Source organism: Xanthomonas pisi DSM 18956 (assembly GCF_001010415.1).
Classification (GTDB): domain Bacteria; phylum Pseudomonadota; class Gammaproteobacteria; order Xanthomonadales; family Xanthomonadaceae; genus Xanthomonas; species Xanthomonas pisi.
Window position 1 is genome coordinate 19,519 of record NZ_JPLE01000037.1, and the last position, 19,760, is coordinate 39,278.

Below are 19,760 nucleotides of genomic sequence, written 5' to 3' on the forward strand. Positions count from 1 at the left end.
AAGGAATGTGGCTGTCGCAGAAAAGTCAGCACATGTTCACGCATATTTTATTTGTACGGGGTGTAGATTCGTCACCAAGGACGACGTGGAGTACGCGCGTCGTCCGCGCTCCTCATTCGTAGCATGTCGTCTGGCCACTTCGGCAGGCGATGGTTTTCGCTTCGCCGTTTTCCGTCTCCACCCACTTTACGACGGACGTTTAGATGGTTGCCACGATGCCGCTTCACGCCAGCACTGCACGCCTAGAGCGCAGCACGATGATCCCCACGCTGAAGAAGAGCGGGCGTCCGCGTGATGCGCGCGGGCGGTTCATCCGCCATCACGAGCGCTTGCCGGTGTCGCTGGCCGATACGCGCGGTGCCTTGTTCGTGGTCTCGGAGATGGCCGACTTCATCAAGGCTGGCGGTCTGGGCGATGTCGCGGCAGCGCTGCCGCGCGCGCTGCGCCATCGCTACGACGTGCGCGTGTTGATCCCCGGCTACCGTGCCGTGCTCGAGCGTGCCGGCAAGGTGGAGATCGTGGGCCGCGTGCTGGCGCATGCCGCGCTGCCGGCCTGCGACATCGGCCGCATCGTGCAGTCCGATGGGCTGCCGATCTACATCCTGCTGTCCAGGGAACTGTTCGAACGCGATGGCTCGCCGTATGTGAGCACCAGCGGTTCGGAGTTCGAAGACAACGCGATCCGTTTCGCCACCTTGTCGCATGCCGCCGCGCAGATCGCCGCCGGTCATGCCGGCCTGGGCTGGAAGCCGCGCCTGCTGCATCTCAACGACTGGCCGTGCGCGCTGGCGGCGGCGTATGTGCGTTGGTCCGGCGGCAGCACCCCATGCCTGCTCACCATCCATAACCTGGCCTACCAGGGCCTAGTGCCGTATTCGATGGCGTCTGCGCTAGGCATCCCGGCCGAGCGTGTGGCCGAACTGGAGTTCTACGGGCAGATGTCGTTCCTGCGTGGCGGCATCGTCAACGCCGACCACGTCAACACCGTCAGCGTCAGCTATGCCAAGCAGATCACCGGCCCGGCACAGGGCTGCGGGCTGGACCGGCTGCTGGCCGGCCGCGCCGCCAAGGGCGCGCTGACCGGCATCGTCAACGGCATCGACGCCAGCTGGGACCCGCGCACCGACGAGTATCTGGACACGCATTTCAGCGTGAACCAGTGGCAGGGCCGGCAGGTCAATGCCGCCCAGGTGCGCAAGGCGCTGGGGCTGCGCGACAGCGCCGGGCCGCTGTTTGCGGTGGTGTCGCGGCTGGTGCACCAGAAGGGCCTGGACCTGATCTGCGAGGTTGCCCCGCAGATCGTGGCGGCCGGTGGCCAGATCGCGGTGATCGGCGGTGGCGAGCCGGAGATCGAGCAACAGGTCGCCGAGCTGACCCGCCGCTACCCCGGCCAGGTCGGTGCCTTCATCGGTTTTGAAGAGGGTCTGGCGCGGCGCATGTTCGCCGGTGCCGACTTCTTGCTGATGCCCTCGCGCTTCGAGCCGTGCGGCCTGAGCCAGATGTACGCGCAGCGCTTCGGATGCCTGCCGATCGCGCATGCCACCGGCGGGCTGATCGATACGGTGGACGACGGCGTCACCGGTTTCCTGTTTCAGCATGCCAGCGTGGAGGCCTTGCGCCGCTGCCTGGAACGCGCGTTCCGCACCTTCCGCTTGCCCAGCCTGCTGTCGGCCATGCGCCGCGCGGCCATGCTGCGGCCCAGCGGCTGGGATGTGGCAGGCAAGAAGTATCTGTCCCTGTATGAGCACACCGCTGCAACCGCACCTGCGCTTGCGACGGTGTCATGAGCGAACGGTTGGGCGTGCAAGGGCAGGCAACGGAAGGCGAAGGTGTGATCACGGAAGAAGTCTCTGATAGCGCGCCTGCCCTGCAGGCGCTGGCCGATGCAGCACCCACCGATGCATTCGCGGTGCTGGGCCCGCACCTGCAGGCCGATGGCCGCCGCCGCGTCCGGGTCCTGGCGCCCGGTGCCGAGGCGATGGGCCTGGTCGATCCACGCGGCAAGTTGCTGGCGCGCATGCAGGTCGGCGCGGCCGATGGCGTGTTCGAAGGCGAGCTGGCAGTCGGTGGCCCTTACCGGCTGCGCATCGTCTGGCCGGACGTGGTGCAGGAGATCGAAGACCCGTACGCGTTCGCCCCGACCCTGGACGAATCGTTGCTGCTGCAGATCGCCGCTGGCGACGGGCAGGCATTGCGTAGCGCATTGGGCGCGCAGCATCTGCGCTGCGGCGACGTGCCGGGCGTGCGCTTTGCGGTGTGGGCGCCGCATGCGCAGCGGGTGGCGGTGGTCGGCGATTTCAATGGCTGGGACGCGCGACGGCATCCGATGCGGCAACCCATCGGCGGCGTCTGGGAGCTGTTCCTGCCGCGCGTGGAAGCCGGCGCCCGCTACAAGTACGCCATCACTGCCGCCGATGGCCGCGTGCTGCTCAAGGCCGACCCGGTCGCGCGCCAGAGCGAGCTGCCGCCGGCCACCGCCTCGGTGGTGCCCGGTGGGGCGGCGTTTGCGTGGACCGATGCCGAATGGATGGCCAGGCGTGCGGTGCAGGCGCCGTCGGCGCCGCTGTCCATCTACGAAGTGCATGCCGCCTCGTGGCGTCGCGATGGGCGCGACCAGCCGCTGGACTGGCCCAGCCTGGCCCGTGAGCTGATCCCGTACGTCCAGCAGCTGGGCTTCACCCATATCGAGTTGCTGCCGATCACAGAACACCCCTTCGGTGGTTCGTGGGGCTACCAGCCGCTGGGCCTGTACGCGCCCACCGCGCGCCACGGCAGCCCGGGCGGCTTTGCGCACTTCGTCGACGCCTGCCATCGCGCCGGCATCGGCGTGATCCTGGACTGGGTCAGCGCGCACTTCCCAAGCGACGCCCATGGCCTGGCGCAATTCGACGGTGCCGCGCTGTACGAGCATGCCGACCCGCGCGAAGGCATGCACCGCGACTGGAACACGCTGATCTACAACTACGGCCGGCCCGAAGTGACCGCGTTCCTGCAAGGCAGCGCGCTGGAATGGATCGACCATTACCACCTCGATGGCCTGCGCGTGGATGCGGTGGCCTCGATGCTGTACCGCGACTACGGCCGCGCCGAAGGCGAGTGGGTCCCCAATGCGCACGGCGGCCGCGAGAATCTGGAGGCCGTCGCCTTCCTGCGCCAGCTCAACAGCGAGATCGCCACACGGTTTCCCGGTGTGCTGACCATCGCCGAGGAGTCCACCGCCTGGCCGGGCGTGACCGCGCCGATCAGCGAGGGCGGGCTGGGCTTCACCCATAAATGGAACATGGGCTGGATGCACGACACGCTGAGCTACATGCAGCGCGATCCGGCCGAGCGTGCGCAGCACCACAGCCAGCTCACCTTCGGCCTGGTGTACGCGTTCTCCGAGCGTTTCGTCTTGCCGCTCTCGCACGACGAGGTGGTGCATGGCACCGGCGGCCTGCTCGGGCAGATGCCGGGCGACGACTGGCGCCGCTTCGCCAACCTGCGCGCGTACCTGGCGCTGATGTGGGCGCATCCGGGCGACAAACTGCTGTTCATGGGCGCCGAATTCGGCCAGTGGGCCGACTGGAATCACGATCGGTCGCTGGACTGGCATCTGCTCGACGGCGCGCCGCATCGCGGCGTGCAGCAACTGGTGAGCGATCTCAACGCCACCTTGCGCCGCGTGCCGGCGCTGTACCGCGGCACGCATCGTGCCGAGGGGTTCGACTGGAGCGTGGCCGACGACGCACGCAACAGCGTGCTCGCCTTCATCCGTCACGACCCCGAAGGCGCCGCGCCGCCGTTGCTGGCGGTGAGCAACCTCACCCCGCAACCGCTGCACGACTACCGCGTGGGAGTGCCGCGTGCCGGCATCTGGCGCGAAATCCTCAACACCGACAGTGCCCACTACGGCGGCAGCAACCTCGGCAACAGCGGTCGTCTTGCGACCGAGCCGATGGGCATGCATGGGCATACGCAACGTCTGCGCCTGACCCTGCCGCCGCTGGCCACGATCTACCTGCAAGCGGAGACATAACGATGAACCAGCGCAACGACATCATCCCGGCCTGGGGCGCCTGGCCAGCGGGTGAGGGACAGGTGCGCTTCGCGCTCTGGGCACCGGACGCAACGCGCGTGGAGGTGGTCTTGGACGATGGCACGCGCAGCGCGCTGCAGGCCGGGCAGGACGGATTCTTCGCCGCCACGCTGGCCTGCGCGACAACCGCGCGCTATCGCTACAGCATCGATGGCGGCGAGCCGGTGCCGGACCCGGCCTCGCGCTGGCAGCCCGACGGCGTGCACGGCCCCAGCGCGGTACAGCCAACCGATGGGTATGCCTGGCAACACACCCGGTGGCAGGGGCGGCCGTGGGACGAAGCGGTGATCTATGAGCTGCACGTGGGCACCTGCGGCGGCTACGCCGGCGTGCAGGCGCAGTTGCCGCAACTGGCGGCGATGGGCATCACCGCCATCGAGCTGATGCCGCTGAGCGCGTTTCCCGGTGCGCATAACTGGGGCTACGACGGCGTGCTGCCGTATGCGCCGGCCGATGCCTATGGCACCCCGGACCAATTGAAGGCCCTGATCGACGCAGCGCACGGGCACGGCCTGATGGTGTTGCTGGATGTGGTCTACAACCACTTCGGCCCGGACGGCAATTACCTGCACAGCTACGCCGGCCCGTTCTTCAACGACGACAAGCCCACCCCGTGGGGCGCGGCGATCGATTTCCGCAAGGCGCCGGTGCAGCGTTACTTTCTCGACAACGCATTGATGTGGCTGCACGAATACCGCTTCGACGGGCTGCGCCTGGATGCGGTACACGCGATCACCCCGAACGCGTTCCTGGATACCTTGCGCGAGACGATCGAGACCAGCTTGCCGGCGGGTCGGCATGTGCATCTAGTGCTGGAAAACGAGGCCAACCAAGCCTCGCAACTGCAACGTGGCTATACCGCGCAGTGGGATGACGACTTCCATAACGCCTTGCACGTGCTGCTGACCGGCGAAGAAGAAGGCTACTACGCCGCGTTTGCCGACAAGCCCACCGACCACCTGGCGCGCGTGCTCGGCGAAGGCTTTGCCTATCAGGGCGAGCCGGACCCGCGCGGCCATGTGCGTGGCGAGCCCAGTGGCGGGCTGCCGCCGCACAAGTTCGTGGTGTTTGCGCAGAACCACGACCAGATCGGCAATCGCGCGCGTGGCGAGCGGCTGACCGTGCTGGTCTCGCCGCAGCGGCTGCGCGCAGCGCTGGCGTTGACCGCGTTGACGCCGATGATCCCGTTGTTCTTCATGGGCGAGCCTTGGGGCGCCAAGCAACCGTTCCTGTTCTTCACCGACTTCGGCCCGCCGCTGGATGACGCAGTGCGCGAAGGTCGCCGTCGCGAGTTTGCGCACTTTGCCGCCTTCGCCGACGCAGCGCAGCGCGCCACCATCCCCGACCCCAACAGCCACGCCACCTTCGCCGCCTCGCAGTCGCCGATCGACGATGCCGCGCACGGCGACGGCGCGCAGTGGGCAGCGTGGTTCACCGCGCTGCTGGGCGTGCGTCGGCAGTGGTTGGTGCCCGGCCTTGCCGGGGCGCGCGCGGTACGCGCCAGCGTGCTGGCCGAGGGCGCACTGACCGCCACCTGGGAACTGCCGGACGGCCTGTGGCACATCGCGTTCAATGTCGGCAGCGCGGCCGTTCCGCTGCCGCCGTTGCGTGGGCGCGTGGCATTTGCCGAGAACGTCGAGGCGTCGGCGCAGCGGTTGCCGGTCGACAGTTTCATCGCCTGGCATGAGGACCGCACATGAGCACGAACACCCTGCACACCCTGGCCGCGGCAGCCGGGGTGATGGTGGAGTGGGTGGATGCCAGCGACCAGCCGCGGCAGGTATCCGAGCAGTCGGTGCAGGCCGTGCTGACCGCCCTCGAATTACCGTCGGCCACTGCCGCACAACGCGAAGACAGCCTGCGGCGCTGCCAGGCGCAGGCAGCCGAACCGGCAGCGTTGCTCACCGTGCAGGTGGGCGCGCCGGTGCCGTTGCGCGTTGCCGCCAATGCCAGCGGCCGCTGGACCGATGACCGCGGCGCCAGCGAACAGGCGCATGCGGATGCGCAGGGGCAATTGCTCGCACCGCAGCGCTATGGCTACTGGACGCTGCAGATCGGTGCGCTGACCCAGCAGGTAGCGGTTGCGCCGCCACGCTGCTTCGGCGTGGCCGACGCCTGCGGGCAGCCGTCGCCGCGTGCCTGGGGCATGGCGTTGCAGGTGTATTCGGCCTGCAGCCTCGATGACGGCGGTATTGGCGATGCTGCCGGCGCTGTCGAGTGGCTGCGGCACGCGGCGCTGGCCGGCGCCGATGCGCTGGCATTGAGCCCGGTGCACGCCTCGCGACCGGTCACCGGCGGTTACAGCCCGTATTCGCCCAGCGACCGGCGCTTTTTCGATCCCCTGCATGCCGCACCGGTCCGCGTGCTGGGCGAGCTGGCGCTGGAGGCCATCGACGCAGTGGCAGGCCTGCGCCAGCGGTTCGATACGCTGCACACCAATACATTGATCGATTGGCCAGCCTCGGCGCAGGCCAAGTGGGACCTGTTGCGCCACCTGCAGACGCGCGTGACGCCGGACCATGCCGATCTGCTCGCCTTCCGCGCTGAAGGTGGCGCGGCGCTGGACGGGTTCGCACGGTTCGCCGCCACGGATTTTGGCGACAACGATCCGCAGCTGCATGTGTTCACCCAATGGCTGGCGGCGCGCAGCTGGTCCGATGCGCAGCGCGAAGCGCACGAGCGCGGCATGAAGATCGGCTTGATCGCCGATCTGGCGGTCGGCTTCGACCCGAACGGCGCCGAAGCCGCTGCAGCAGCCGACACGGTGTTGCGTGGCCTGGTACTGGGCGCCCCGCCGGACGCCTTCAATGCCGATGGTCAGCATTGGGGCATCGGTGCGTATTCGCCCACCGCATTGCGACGTAGCGGGTTTGCGCCGTACATCGCGCTGCTGCGCGCGGTGCTGCGCGATCGCGGCGGTATCCGCATCGATCACATTCTTGGCCTGCTGCGGTTGTGGGTGGTGCCCGACGGCGCCAGCTCCAACGAAGGCGCCTATCTGGCGTACCCGTTGCACGACCTGCTCAATCTGCTGGCGCTGGAATCGTGGCGTCACCGCGCCATTGTCATTGGCGAAGATCTGGGCGTGGTGCCGCCGGGCATCCGCGAAGAACTCTCGCGCCGCGGGGTGATGGGCATCGATGTGCTGATGTTCACCCGCGACGACGACGGCGCCTTCGTGTCGCCGGCGTCATGGCGGCCGGATGCGGTGGCCACCACCACCACGCACGACCTGCCGACCCTGACCGGCTGGCGCGAAGGCCGCGATATCGACTGGCGACGCAAGCTTGCGTTGATCAAACCTGCGCAAGCCAGCGACGACGCAAACGACCGTACCAGGGATGTCGCGCGGCTGGATGCGGCGGTGGAGCACGCCGGGCTGTCCAGCGACGATGCGCTGCTGGGTACGCTGCGTTTTACTGCCAGCAGCGTGTCGCCGCTGGCCCTGCTGCCGGTGGAAGACGCACTGGCGCTGGACGAACAACCCAATCTGCCGGGCACCGTCGAAGTCCATCCCAACTGGCGTCGACGCCTGCCCGATCCCTTGCCGCATGCGCGCCTGACCACGGCGCTGCAGGGCTTTGCCGAGGCGCGTCGCGTCGCGGCCGTTTCGGAACCACAGTCATGATCGATCTTCGCGCCACCGCCCGCCTGCAGTTGCATGCCGGCTTCACCCTGCACGATGCGCGCGCGCAGGTGCCGTACTACGCCGGCCTTGGCATCAGCCATCTGTATCTGTCGCCGATCGGCACCGCGGTGCCGGGCTCCACGCACGGCTACGACAACATCGATCCCAGCGTGGTCAACCCCGAACTCGGCGGCGAAGACGCATTGGTCGCGCTGTCGCAGGCCGCGCGCGAACACGGCATGGGCCTGATCGCCGACATCGTGCCCAACCACATGGCCACCCACGCGCAAAACGCCTGGTGGTGGGACGTGTTGCGTAACGGCCGCAGCGCCAAGCATGCCGACTGGTTCGACATCGATTGGCGCGCGCCCGGCCGCGATGGAAAGTTGTGGCTGGCCGTGCTGGACCGCCCGTACGCCACCGCGCTGGCCGAAGGCCTGATCACGCTGGTGATCGAAGACGACGGCAATGCCGCACTGGCGCATTACGACCAACGCTATCCGATCCGCCCGCAGACGCTGGACATCCCGGAAGCATCCGCACGGGCGCAGTGGCTGCGCGACTACAACGACGGCGCCAAGCGTGGCGATGGCCGCCTGCACAAGTTGATCGAACGCCAGCCGTATCGGTTGAACTGGTGGCGGGTGGGCAACGACATGCTCAACTACCGTCGCTTCTTCGACATCACCTCGCTGGTGGCCTTGCGGGTGGAATTGCCGGCGGTGTTCGATGCCGTGCACGCGTTGCCGCTGCGGCTGGTAGCCGAAGGGCATCTGGACGGCCTGCGCATCGACCATGTGGACGGGCTCACCGACCCCACCGGCTATGTGCGCAAGCTGCGCAGCCGGCTGGATGCGGCCGGGCGCACGCGCGGCCTCAAGCCCGGCACGCTGGGCCTGTATCTGGAAAAGATCCTCGCCCCCGGCGAGCACCTGCCGGCCGACTGGCCCTGCGATGGCACCACCGGTTACGACTTCATGGACCAGGTCGGCGGCGTGCTGCACGACGCGGCCGGCTTCAAGCCGCTGGCGCGTGCCTGGCAGCGCGTGAGCGGACGCAGTGGCGACTTCGCGCAGGAAGAACGCGTGGCCCGCGACGAAATCCTGCGCGGTCCGCTGCAGACCGAATTCAATCGCGCGGTGGGCGCGTTGTCGGCATTGGCGCACCTGGACCCGCCCACGCGCGAGTTCAGCCCGCAGATGCTGGCACGCGGCCTGTGCGTGCTGCTGCGCTGGTTCCCGGTGTACCGGACCTATGCCGGCGCCCAGGGCATCGCCGGCAGCGAGGCAGAGCGCCTGCGCGCCACTGCCGCGCGCGCGCGCGACGGCATGCCCGAAGCGATCGTGGCGGCTGTGGACGCCATCGAGCGCTGGCTGCTGGACGATGCCGGCGCCGACCGCGCGCAGATCGCCTTGCGCCGCATCCTGCGTCGTCGGGTGGAGCAGCTGTCCGCACCGCTCAATGCCAAGGCCGTGGAAGACACCGCGTTCTACCGGCATGGCGTGCTGTTGTCGCGCAACGAGGTCGGCAGCCATCCGACCCACTTCGCCAACGAGGCAGCCGACTTCCACGCGCAGAATCAAGAACGCGCCAGGCACTCTCCGCGCGCGCTGCTGGCCACCGCCACCCACGATCACAAGCGCGGCGAAGACCTGCGCATGCGGCTGGCGGTGCTGTCCGAGCAGCCGAAGTGGTGGGTCGAGCAGAGCATCCAGTTCGACGCCCTGGCCGAGGCGCTGGACTCGCCGGCGCTGGCCGGTGGCGACCAGCAGATGCTGTGGCAGACGCTGGTGGCGGCCTGGCCCATTGGAGTGGGCGCCGATCAGGCCGAGCCGCTTGCTGCCTATGCCGAGCGCGTGGCGCAGTGGCTGCTCAAGGCGGTACGCGAAGCCAAGTTGCATACCAGCTGGACCGATGGCTCTGCCGACTACGAACAGGCCGTGCAGGCCACCGTGGAGCAGGTGCTGACCAGCCGCGCCGGGTTGCCGCTGCGCCGGGCGCTGCTACGTGCCAGCACCCATATCGCGGCGGCCGGTGCGCGCAATGCGCTGGTGCAAACCACCTTGCGCCTGACCGTGCCCGGCGTGCCCGACCTGTATCAGGGCACCGAGGGCTGGGACCTGTCGCTGGTGGACCCGGACAACCGCCGCCCGGTCGATTACGCGCAGCGTCAGCGTTGGCTGGAGCAGGCACGCGACTTCAACAGCTTGCTGCGCAGCTGGCGCGATGGCGCGGTCAAGGCGCGTCTGACCGCGTTACTGCTGCAGCTGCGCGGCGAACATCCGGCGCTGTTTGCGAAGGGCGATTACCAGCCCTTGAGCGTTGCGGCCGGCGGCGATGCGCAGGTGCTGGCATTCCGTCGTCAGTACCGCAGCCAGTCGTTGGTGGTGGCCGTCACCCGGCTGGGCGCAGGCGCCCACAGCGAAGGCGATCTGCCGTTGCTGGTGCCGCCGGCCAGCTGGGGTCAGGCGTCGTTGGCATTGCCGGAAGCCACATACCGTAATGTGCTCGACGGCAGCACGCTGCAGCCGCAGCGCGGCCGCGTGGCGATGTCCACGGTCTTTGCACGTGCGCCGGTGGCAGTGTTGTTGACCCCGTAAACGACCCCGAGGCAAATGTAGGCAATGAATGACATGGAACGGCAAGCGCGGCTTCGCCAGTTGGCACAGGAGATCTGGGAAGCCGAAGGCCGCCCGGACGGGCATGCGGACCGCCACTGGGCCATGGCCGAGCGGCTGGTGGATGCCGAAGAACGCGCGGCCGAGCAGGCCGCCGAGCATGCGGCCACGCCGATCACTGCGCGCCAGTAACACCGTCTCTGCCACCTTGCATGGGCCGTGCCGTGCGCCCGTGCAAGCGTGCACGGCCCGGTGCAGCCGCAAACCGCGCACTGTCTTGAGTTCACCGTTCTAAGGAGTCACCGATGGCCACTCGCAAGTTCACTCAGCGCTCGCGCATCCGCGAAGGCCGTCCCAATCCCCTCGGCGCCACCTGGGATGGTCTGGGCGTCAATTTTGCGCTGTATTCGCGCAACGCCACGCGCGTGGAGTTGTGCCTGTTCGACGAGCGCGGCCGCGAGCAGGAACGCCTTGCGCTGCCCGAGTACACCGACGAGGTCTGGCACGGCTATCTGCCCGATGCACGCCCGGGCCAGCTGTACGGCTACCGCGTGCATGGTCCATACGCTCCCGAGGCCGGGCATCGCTTCAACCACAACAAATTGCTGCTGGACCCGTATGCCAAGCAGATCGTCGGCGAACTCAAATGGGCGCCGCACCTGTTCGGCTACACCATCGGTCATCGCGACAAGGACCTGAGCTTCGATCGCCGCGACAGTGCCGCGTTCATGCCCAAGTCCGCGGTGATCGACCCGGCCTTTACCTGGGGCCAGGACCGCCCGCCGCAGACGCCCTGGAACCGCACGGTGATCTACGAAGCGCACGTGCGCGGGCTGAGCATGCTGCACCCGGCGGTGCCGCCGGAAGAACGCGGCACCTTCTCCGCATTGAAGACCGACGAACTGATCGACCATATCAGCTCGCTCGGCGTCACTGCGGTGGAACTGCTGCCTGTCCACGCATTCGTCGACGACCAATACCTGCTGGAAAAAGGCCTGCGCAATTACTGGGGCTACAACACGCTCGGGTTCTTTGCGCCGCAGGGCCGCTACATGTCCACGCGCACCGTGGCCGAGTTCAAGCAGATGGTGGCGCGGCTGCATCACGCCGGCCTGGAAGTCTTGCTGGACGTGGTCTACAACCACACCGCCGAAGGCAACGAGCTCGGCCCCACGCTGTCGTTCAAGGGCATCGACAACGCCAGCTACTACCGCCTGGCCGACGACCGCCGCTTCTATATCAACGACACCGGCACCGGCAACACCTTCGACCTGACCAACGTCGGCGCGCTGCGCATGGTGATGGATTCGCTGCGCTATTGGGTGCAGGAAATGCATGTGGACGGCTTCCGCTTCGATCTGGCCAGCATCCTCGGCCGCGAGCGCTATGGCTTCGATCCATCGGGCAGCTTTCTGGATGCAGTGCGGCAGGACCCGGTACTGAGTCAGACCAAGTTGATCGCCGAGCCATGGGACATCGGTCCCGGTGGTTACCAGGTCGGCAATTTCCCGCCCGGTTGGGTGGAGTGGAACGACAAGTTCCGCGACAACGTGCGCGCGTTCTGGCGTGGCGATGGCGGCCAGCTGGCCGAGCTGGCCACGCGCCTGACCGGCTCGGCCGACCTGTTCAACCATAGCGGCCGGCGCCCCACGGCCTCGGTCAACTTCGTCACCGCGCACGATGGCTTCACCCTGCGCGATCTGGTCAGCTACGAGGGCAAGCACAACCTCGCCAACGGCGAAGAGGGCAGGGACGGCAGCGACCACAACATCTCGGCCAATTACGGCGTCGAAGGCGACACCAACGACCCGGCGATCAAGCAGCTGCGTCGTCAGCAGATGCGCAACCTGCTGGCCACGTTGTTGCTGTCGCAAGGCACGCCGATGCTGCTGGCCGGCGACGAGTTCGGCCACAGCCAGAACGGCAACAACAATGCGTATTGCCAGGACAACGAGCTGACCTGGATCGACTGGACCGCCGCCACCAAGGCAGCGGCGGCCGACCAGGCCGCGTTCGTGCGTCGTTTGATCCGCATCCGTCAGCGGTATCCGCTGCTGCATCGCGCGCGTTTTTTCGACGGCAAGTTCGACGAAGCACTGGGCCTGAAGGATCTCACCTGGCTGGCGCCCAACGGCACCGAGATGGACGAGGCCGGCTGGCACGACCCCGAAGCGCGCGCATTGATGCTGCGCCTGGATGGGCGCTCGCCGACCACCGGCCTGCGCGAGATCGCCGCCAACGTCACCTTGCTGATGCTGATCAATGCGGCATCCACCACGGTGTCGTTCACGCTGCCGGCCATGCACGACGAACACTGGCGCGTGCTGGTCGATACCGCACGGCATGGCGGCCGCGTGGTGGCCGGCGGCAGCGAATGGAAGGCGCCGGCGCATTCGCTGACCTTGCTCGCGGTGGAGCGCGACCGCATCGCCAGCAGTGCGCGCATCGTCTCCGAGGGCGCACGCTGATGGCAGGAGCGCACTGATGGATGTGTTGTTGGCAGGGGCGACCGGTCTGGTCGGTAAACAGGTCTTGCAGCAGCTGCTCGCCGATGCGCGCTGCACGGGCGTGGTGGCGTTGACGCGTCGCCCGCTGACGCAGATCCATCCCAAACTACGTAACCAGGTGATCGATTTCGAGCGCCTGGAGCACTGGACCGCACCGCGCATGGAAGCGGCCATCTGCGCGCTGGGCAGCACCATGAAGCAGGCCGGCTCGCGCGAGGCGTTCTACCGCATCGACCACGATTACCCCCTGGCACTGGCGCGCGCTGCGTGCGCGCAAGGCACCTCGGTATTCGTACTGAATTCGGCGGCCGGCGCCGATGCGCACTCGCGGATCTTCTACAACCGCGTCAAGGGCGAGCTGGAACGCGATCTGCGCACCATCGGCTTTCCCTCGCTGACCTTCGTGCGGCCCGGGCTGATCGGCGGCGAGCGCGAAGAACGACGCACAGGCGAGCATATCGGCAGCCTGGTGCTCGGCGCGCTTGGCCCGCTGCTGCCACGCCGCTATCGCATCAATCCGGCCGAACGCATCGCTGCCGCCATGGTGAGCGCCGCGCTGGCACCGGCGCGTGGGGAGCATGGCGTCGAGGCGGCGGAGTTGGTGGGTTAGCGCGGCGTCGTTGCGAGGCAGTTGGACAGAGAGCTGGTTGTCCGCTGTTTGATAGGAGCGCGCTGGCGGGCGACGAGGCGTCACCGCTAAAACCTCATCGCGCGCAGGCACAGCTCCTAAGGTGTATGGCCAGCGGCATCTTCGCCGGCGCCGCCCCGGACTACACCCCCAGCGATTGCCCGCCATCCACCGCCAGCACCTGCCCGGTGATCCAGCGCGCTTGCGGCGATGCCAGAAACAACGCGGTATCGGCAATGTAGTGCACCTGCCCGAAACCGCCGAATGGGATGCTGTCGCGAATGCGTGCATACAGTTCCGGCTCTTCGTCGCGGCGACGTGCCCATAAGCCTTCGGGGAATTCGATCGAACCCGGCGCGATCGCATTGACGCGGATGCGCTCGCGCGCCAGTTCGGCGGCCAGCGTGGTGGTGTAGTAATTCAGTGCCGCCTTGGCGGTGGAATAGGCGATGGCGCGCGGTGTGGGGCGCTGGGCGTTGATCGAACTGATGTTGAGGATCGCCGCTGCATCGCTGCTGCGCAGATACGGCAGCGCGGCGCGGTTGCAGCGCACCGCCGCCATCAGGTCGACATCCAGCCCTGCCTGCCAGCTGGCGTCGTCGTTGCCGTGCCCGTAGCCGGATGCGTTGTTGATCACCACGTCCAGGCCACCCAGCGCCTGCGCTGCTTCCTGCACGTACGTTTCGATCTGTACAGCATCGGCAAGATCGCAGGGCAGGGTATGCACCGGCGCGCCGTGGGCGGCCAAGGTTTGAGCCGCGTGGGCCAGGCCATCGGCGTTGCGCGCGCAGATCGACACCCGGGCGCCGCTGCGCACGAACGCCTTGGCGATCGCCAGGCCGATGCCGCGGCTACCACCGGCGATCAGCACGCGTTGCGCGTGGTGTGCAGAAACAGACATGGCGTTCCTCGGTTGGTAAAACCCCGATTATCGAGCAGCTGGGCAGCGACGTGGTCGACGCGTGGGCGTGTCATTGGGAGATCCGGACACGCGAGGCTCCGGTGGGTCAGGCGTTGCAGCAGGCTGCAAGGCGCTGTCCACGTCGTTGGAGAGTAATGCGCCCGATACCACCAGGGGCTTTGCTTCTTGCTGACCCAGGCACCCAACAAGAATGGCGCCGGTGCGTATCAGTGCCAGCACAAGATCGAGATCACTCCAAGACTCTCCCGGCACCGGCACCGGCACCGGCACCGGCACCGGCAGCACCAGCACCAGCACCAGCACCAGCACCAGCACCAGCAACTACACCCGACACCCTTCAGTGCAGCTGCACCGTCAAGAACGCAGACCGCAGCCTGGCCGGCCACTGCGCGCGCACTGCGCAGCGCAGGCCAAACCCATCGTCTGCACCCCGCATCGGCAGCGCCGATTGCAGTGGCGGCCGCTGTCATCTCATTGCCATCTGCAACACGCGTGGCCTGCGCCACAAGCCTCATCACTGCTGGCGATGAGCTCATGCCTTTCCGGTCGCTCACCGCTAACAATTTGTTTACACAACCACGCCGCACTGCGGGCACAACGTGCGGGTCATTCAGTGGGAGTTGCACATGGAAACCCATATCACCGTCATCGGCGCCGGCTTCTGCGGCACCGCGCTGGTCCGTGCACTGGCGCAGACGGCCGACGCGCAGGTGCGCATCACCCTGGTCGGCGTTGCCGACACTTTTGGCAGCGGCATCGCCTATGGCGCGGCGCGGCCGGAACATCTGCTCAACGTGCGTGCAAAGGATCTGGGCATCGACGCGCAGGCGCCCGGCGCCTTTGCCGACACCCTGCATCTGGGCGATAGCGGGCGGCTGGAATTCCTGCCGCGCCTTGCCTATGGCGACTATCTGCGCAGCGAGCTGGATGCGGCCGTCAGCGGCGCGCAGGCATCGGTGATGCGGTTGTCGCAGGAGGCGGTGGCGGTGGAGCGCGCGCGCAGCGGTTTTCGTGTGTTTCTTGCAAACGGCGACGCCTTCCATAGCGATCGCGTGGTGCTGGCGGTCGGTGCACTGCAGCCGCAGGCGCTGGCGGGTATCGGCCCGCGTCTGAGCGTGCATGCGCGGTACATCGGCTGGCCGTGGCAGGGCGATGCACTGGCGCGCTTGTCGCCGGACGACGATGTGCTGATCGTCGGCACCGGGCTGACCATGGTGGATGTGGCGTTGACCTTGCACGCACGCGGGCACCGCGGCCGCATGCTGGCGATTTCGCGCCGTGGCTTGGCCCCGCAGGCGCATCTGCGTCAGCCCGGCGCGCCGCTGGAATTGCCGCCGCATCTGCAGCGTGCGCTCAAGGATGCGGATCTGCGCGGGCTGCTGCGCGGTGTACGTCAGCTCAGCGCGGTGGTGGACGATTGGCGTCGCGTGGTGGACGCACTGCGCCCGCACCTGCAGCCGCTGTGGCAGCGGCTGGAGTTGCCGCAGCGTGCGCGTTTCCTGCGCCATCTGCGCCCGTATTGGGAAGTGGCGCGGCATCGGGTTGCGCCGGGCGCGGCGGAACAACTGGCGCACTTACAGCAATCAGGGCAACTGCAGATCGTCGCGGCGCGGCTGCTGCGTGCGCGCTGGGTACCCGATGGCGTGGAAGCGGTGATCCGTCCGCGTGCCGCTGCCGATGCGCAGACGCACCGCTTCGATGCGGTGATCCGCGCGACCGGTCTGGATACCGACATCGACCGCACCAGCGACCCGCTGATTGCCGGTATGCGCGAGGCCGGCCTGTTGCGCGCCGATCCGCTGGGCCTGGGGGTGGATACCGATGCGCAACTGCGCGTGCGCGATGGCGCGGGGCAGATCGTGCAGGGGCTGTACTGCGTGGGGCCGCTGCTGCGCGGGCGGTATTGGGAAATCACCGCGGTTCCCGAATTGCGCGTGGCCACCCGCGCATTGGCCGAGCGTTTGCTGCTGGGGGCAACGCCGGCGTTACAGCCGGAGCGGGAGGCGGTGTCGCGCGAGGTCAATGCGCGTTTGTAGATGGGGGTATTCGATGCGCTGTGTGCATGCGGTGCTTGGTGGGTTCTGCCTAGGACCGAGGTGATGTGCGCAGCGCGTGTACTTGCGGCGTTCGGGTCGAGCGCATTGCGTTGCCTTGCTGCGTGTTTTCACCCGAACGCTTGCGACGCATCCCGGTCCGCGCTTGCGGCGCGGTCGCTCCATTGCACACGCCGCAAGTGCGGGGCAGCGGTGCCCTGGCGCCACAGCGGGAGAGGGGCTTTCTCCTGTTGCGAGCGTTTGTCTGCGCGAATCCGGGTGCGGGCGTGTTGCGCGGCGCTGTGCGAGCGCTGCGGTACTTCTTCGATCGCGACGTCACGCACGTTCTGTCGCACTTCTAACGATCTCTGCGCGCGCAGGCATAGCCCAAAACGGCGCGCATGCGCACCGCTGCGCCACACAGCGCAAACATGCAGCGTGATGCGTAGCGCAGTGCGCGCATGTGGACAGGAGTGGGTCATGTTGTGCGCCCTGGGCTCTCTACAGTCCAGGTCGCTACATCCCCTTGCCTGCCTGGAGTTCGCCATGCCTCGTCTTGCTCCCATTGCCTTCGCCGCTGCGCTATGTGCGTCCGCGCTACCTGCCGTCGCCAGCGAAACGCTCGAGACGCGTGCCGATGTCCTTGCCGCGCTGGATGCCGGTTACGACGTCAGCCTGTCCACCGATCTCAGTCGTTGCACACCCGAAGAAGGCACGCCGGTCAGTCGGACCCGCGGCGGCCGCCATATCGATGCCTACCGCATCACCGAAGACGGCACCGCCGCATTTTCGGGCTCGCATTTCACCGTGGCCAACGACGGCAAGCCGATCCAGCAATTCATGCGGTATCAGCTGCGCCCGGATGGCAGCGTGCGGTTTACCACCTACATGTACGACCTGCCAACGCTGCAGCAGCGCGGGCCGATACTGGCGTATCAGTGCACCATCAATCAGGGCATCCATTTCCACGCCGATTGAGAGCGACTGACAAAACGATTGGGTAATCCCCGCTGACCCCCGCGATGTGCCGCCGGGCCAGCGGGGACGCCGTACACCGCCACGGCCATGCACCTGCCTCTGTGCACTGCGGCGATGCCAGTCAAGCGTGTTTTGCAGTGCATCTGTCGAACCCACAGCCAATCGATCATCCAGCGCGCACGCGTCTGCCAGGTCAGGCGTGCGCACTTCACCAGGAAAGCTCTCATGTTGACGCATCGTCTTGCATTGGTTGCTGTCGCCGTCTGCGCGACGATTTCACCGGCACTCGCCAAACAACGCATCTCTTCGTCGGCCCATCTGATCGCCGCGCTGGAATCCGGCCATGACGTTGCGGTATCGGTGGACCTGTCGCGTTGCACGCCGGAGGCCGGTACCACGCCCAGTCGCAGCCGCGGCGGTGTGCGGATCGGTGCCTACCGCCTGACCGAAGATGGAACGCTGTCGTTTTCCGATACGCAGTTCATCGCCGCCAGCAGCGATGGCCGGCCGTTTCAGCAATTTCAGCGCTACCAGGTGGGGCCGGACAATCGGGTGCGGCTGACCACCTACATGTACGATGTGCCGAGCCTGCAGCAGCGCGGTCCACTGCTGGCGTATCAGTGCACGCTCGACCAGGGCATCGGTTTCCACGCCGATTGAGTGCGTTGCTTGCAGGGCACGATGCCACGCCGAGAGTGGCATCGTGCGGATCCTCGCATGGCATCGGATGCCGAACGCAACGCCGGCGCGCTGCCAAAACCTTCGCGAGACGCGCTGCGCTCGAAGGCCGGCGCGTCAGTGCTGGTCGCCCGCGGCTAGCGTTGCTGCACTGCGACCGCCGCCGCAGCGCCGTTTTGCCAACCGCCGCCCAGCGCCTTGAAGGTAGCCACCGCACTGCGTGCCGCTTCCGTGCGTGCCTGTACCTGCGCATCGGAGGCACGCAGCAGGCTGTCGTCGGCATTGAGCACTTCGATCAGGCTCACGGTGCCTTTTTCATACGCCAGCGCCGAAGCGCCACGCGCCTTGCCCAACGCATCCACGCCTTGCGCCAGCACGGTGGCTTGTTGCTCGCGTTTGACCAGCGCAGTGAAGGCGTTTTCGACATCTTCGGTGGCGCGCAAGACCGCCAGGCGATAGGCGGCCAACTGCTCGGCCTGCTGCCCCTTGGCCTGCGCGATCTGCGCATCGATGCGACCGAAGTCGAATAGCCGCCAGCGCAGCCCCAGCACGCCGGACGACTGCGCGGCATCGCCGGTGAAAAGATTGGCGCCGGAGAGGGCGGTGGCGCTGCCCAGCAGGCCGTTCAGCGAGAACTTGGGGTAGTACTCGGCCATCGCCACGCCGATGCGTGCGTTGGACGCGGCCAGCCGGCGCTCGGCGGCGATCAGGTCGGGCCGGCGCCGCAACAGGTCGGCTGGCGAGCCGCTGTCGGCAATCTGCGGCGGCAGCGGGATGGGTTTGCTGGCGGCCAGTTCGGTGCGGTGGGTGCCGGGCGACACGCCCAGCATCACGTCCAGTGCATTCATTGCCGCGACCAGGCCCGCTTCCAGGCCGGGCACGCTTGCCTGCGCCTGGGACAGAGCGCCCTGTGCCTGCTGCACTTGCAGCTCGGCGGCCAGACCCTTGTCGTGCAACAGCGTCACCATCGCCACCAGCCCTTGCTGGGCGGCGACCTGGCGCTGCGCCACGTCCAGCCGTGCCTGCAGGCCGCGGATGCTGATGTAGATGTCGGCGGTCTGCGCGGCCACCGCCAGGCGGGTGGCCGCCGCGCCGGCTTCGGTGGCCTGGTAGTCGGCCAATGCGGCCTGGCGCCCGCGGCGCAGCCCGCCGAACAGATCCAGCTCCCAGCTGGCGCCCAGATTGGCCTCGTAGACGCTGGCGTAGCGGTCGAAGTCCGGGGTGCTGTTGAGGACCTGGCCCAGCGGCGTTTCCAGCGACTGGTAGGCGCGGGTGGCGCTGCCGCTGAGGTTGCCGGACGGCAGCAGCGCCGCCGTGGCGGCGCTCAGCCCGGCGCGGGCCTGGGTCACCCGCGCGGTGGCCTGGGCCAGGTCCAGGTTCTGCGCCAGTGCGGCGTCGACGTAGCGGCTCAGATCCGGGTCGTTGAAGCCCGCCCACCAGCTCGCCAGCTCCGCCTGCGTGGCGGCCTGGCGTTTAGCGATATCCGCCTGGCCGAGGTAGTGGTCGGACAGGGGGGCATCCGGACGGGCGTAGTTGGGCCCCACCGCGCAACCTGCGGCAAGGCTGGCGGCAATGAGGACTGCGAGCAGGCGGAGTGATGGCATGACGGGACCAAAGTGGCTAGACGATGAGTGACTTTAATACGAAATGGTCACTTTTGTAAGTCGGGGGCGACGGCGTTAAGCTGTCG

Annotated in this window: 14 protein-coding genes; 11 read left to right on the forward strand and 3 right to left on the reverse strand. The window is 67.6% G+C overall.

Annotation, left to right across the window (positions count from 1 at the left end):
• Positions 1–203 precede the first annotated feature (203 nt).
• The 8 genes from glgA to Y887_RS09840 all read left to right on the forward strand — a co-directional run bounded on the left by glgA (position 204) and on the right by Y887_RS09840 (position 13,441).
• Positions 204–1,787 carry a glycogen synthase GlgA gene (glgA, locus tag Y887_RS09805; RefSeq protein WP_046964148.1) on the forward strand — a complete coding sequence of 528 codons (1,584 nt, stop codon included), beginning with the start codon at positions 204–206 and terminating at the stop codon, positions 1,785–1,787.
• On the forward strand, positions 1,784–4,018 hold the full coding sequence (locus tag Y887_RS09810; protein ID WP_046964149.1) for a 1,4-alpha-glucan branching enzyme: 2,235 nt from the start codon (positions 1,784–1,786) through the stop codon (positions 4,016–4,018). The genes glgA and Y887_RS09810 overlap by 4 nt, the downstream gene beginning before the upstream one ends.
• A gap of 2 nt (positions 4,019–4,020) precedes the next feature.
• On the forward strand, positions 4,021–5,778 hold the full coding sequence (gene treZ / locus Y887_RS09815) for a malto-oligosyltrehalose trehalohydrolase (RefSeq protein WP_046964150.1): 1,758 nt from the start codon (positions 4,021–4,023) through the stop codon (positions 5,776–5,778).
• Positions 5,775–7,706: a 4-alpha-glucanotransferase gene (locus Y887_RS09820; protein ID WP_046964151.1), complete on the forward strand. Its 1,932-nt coding sequence runs from the start codon at positions 5,775–5,777 to the stop codon at positions 7,704–7,706. The genes treZ and Y887_RS09820 overlap by 4 nt, the downstream gene beginning before the upstream one ends.
• Complete coding sequence (gene treY / locus Y887_RS09825; RefSeq protein ID WP_046964152.1) at positions 7,703–10,306, forward strand: malto-oligosyltrehalose synthase; 2,604 nt, start codon at positions 7,703–7,705, stop codon at positions 10,304–10,306. Before Y887_RS09820 ends, treY begins: the two co-directional genes overlap by 4 nt.
• Positions 10,307–10,330: 24 nt before the next feature.
• Positions 10,331–10,516, forward strand: coding sequence for a DUF2934 domain-containing protein (locus tag Y887_RS09830; RefSeq protein ID WP_046964153.1), 186 nt, complete (start codon positions 10,331–10,333; stop codon positions 10,514–10,516).
• 113 nt (positions 10,517–10,629) lie between these two features.
• Positions 10,630–12,792 (forward strand): glycogen debranching protein GlgX, encoded by a 2,163-nt coding sequence (gene glgX, locus Y887_RS09835; RefSeq protein WP_046964154.1) that lies wholly within the window; start codon positions 10,630–10,632, stop codon positions 12,790–12,792.
• 16 nt (positions 12,793–12,808) lie between these two features.
• Positions 12,809–13,441, forward strand: a complete 633-nt coding sequence (locus tag Y887_RS09840; RefSeq protein ID WP_046964155.1) for an NAD(P)H-binding protein — start codon at positions 12,809–12,811, stop codon at positions 13,439–13,441.
• Positions 13,442–13,601: 160 nt separating this feature from the next.
• Here the strand turns inward: Y887_RS09840 and Y887_RS09845 are convergent, their stop codons facing one another.
• Together Y887_RS09845 and Y887_RS21090 are read right to left on the reverse strand one after the other, a co-directional pair.
• Positions 13,602–14,360: an SDR family NAD(P)-dependent oxidoreductase gene (locus tag Y887_RS09845; protein ID WP_046964156.1), complete on the reverse strand. Its 759-nt coding sequence runs from the start codon at positions 14,358–14,360 to the stop codon at positions 13,602–13,604.
• A gap of 27 nt (positions 14,361–14,387) precedes the next feature.
• Positions 14,388–14,702: a hypothetical protein gene (locus Y887_RS21090; RefSeq protein WP_181113021.1), complete on the reverse strand. Its 315-nt coding sequence runs from the start codon at positions 14,700–14,702 to the stop codon at positions 14,388–14,390.
• A 305-nt stretch (positions 14,703–15,007) separates the two neighbouring features.
• On the opposite strand from Y887_RS21090, the gene Y887_RS09850 reads away from it, so the two are divergent.
• From Y887_RS09850 to Y887_RS09860, 3 genes are all read left to right on the forward strand, one after another.
• Positions 15,008–16,417 (forward strand): FAD/NAD(P)-binding protein, encoded by a 1,410-nt coding sequence (locus Y887_RS09850; protein ID WP_046964157.1) that lies wholly within the window; start codon positions 15,008–15,010, stop codon positions 16,415–16,417.
• 543 nt (positions 16,418–16,960) lie between these two features.
• A complete protein-coding gene (locus tag Y887_RS09855; RefSeq protein WP_046964158.1) occupies positions 16,961–17,392 on the forward strand; it encodes a VirK family protein in 432 nt (143 codons plus the stop codon).
• A 225-nt stretch (positions 17,393–17,617) separates the two neighbouring features.
• Positions 17,618–18,052 (forward strand): VirK family protein, encoded by a 435-nt coding sequence (locus tag Y887_RS09860; protein ID WP_046964159.1) that lies wholly within the window; start codon positions 17,618–17,620, stop codon positions 18,050–18,052.
• A gap of 155 nt (positions 18,053–18,207) precedes the next feature.
• Here Y887_RS09860 and Y887_RS09865 read toward each other — a convergent pair whose 3' ends face one another.
• A complete protein-coding gene (locus Y887_RS09865) occupies positions 18,208–19,674 on the reverse strand; it encodes an efflux transporter outer membrane subunit (protein ID WP_046964160.1) in 1,467 nt (488 codons plus the stop codon).
• Positions 19,675–19,760 lie beyond the last annotated feature (86 nt).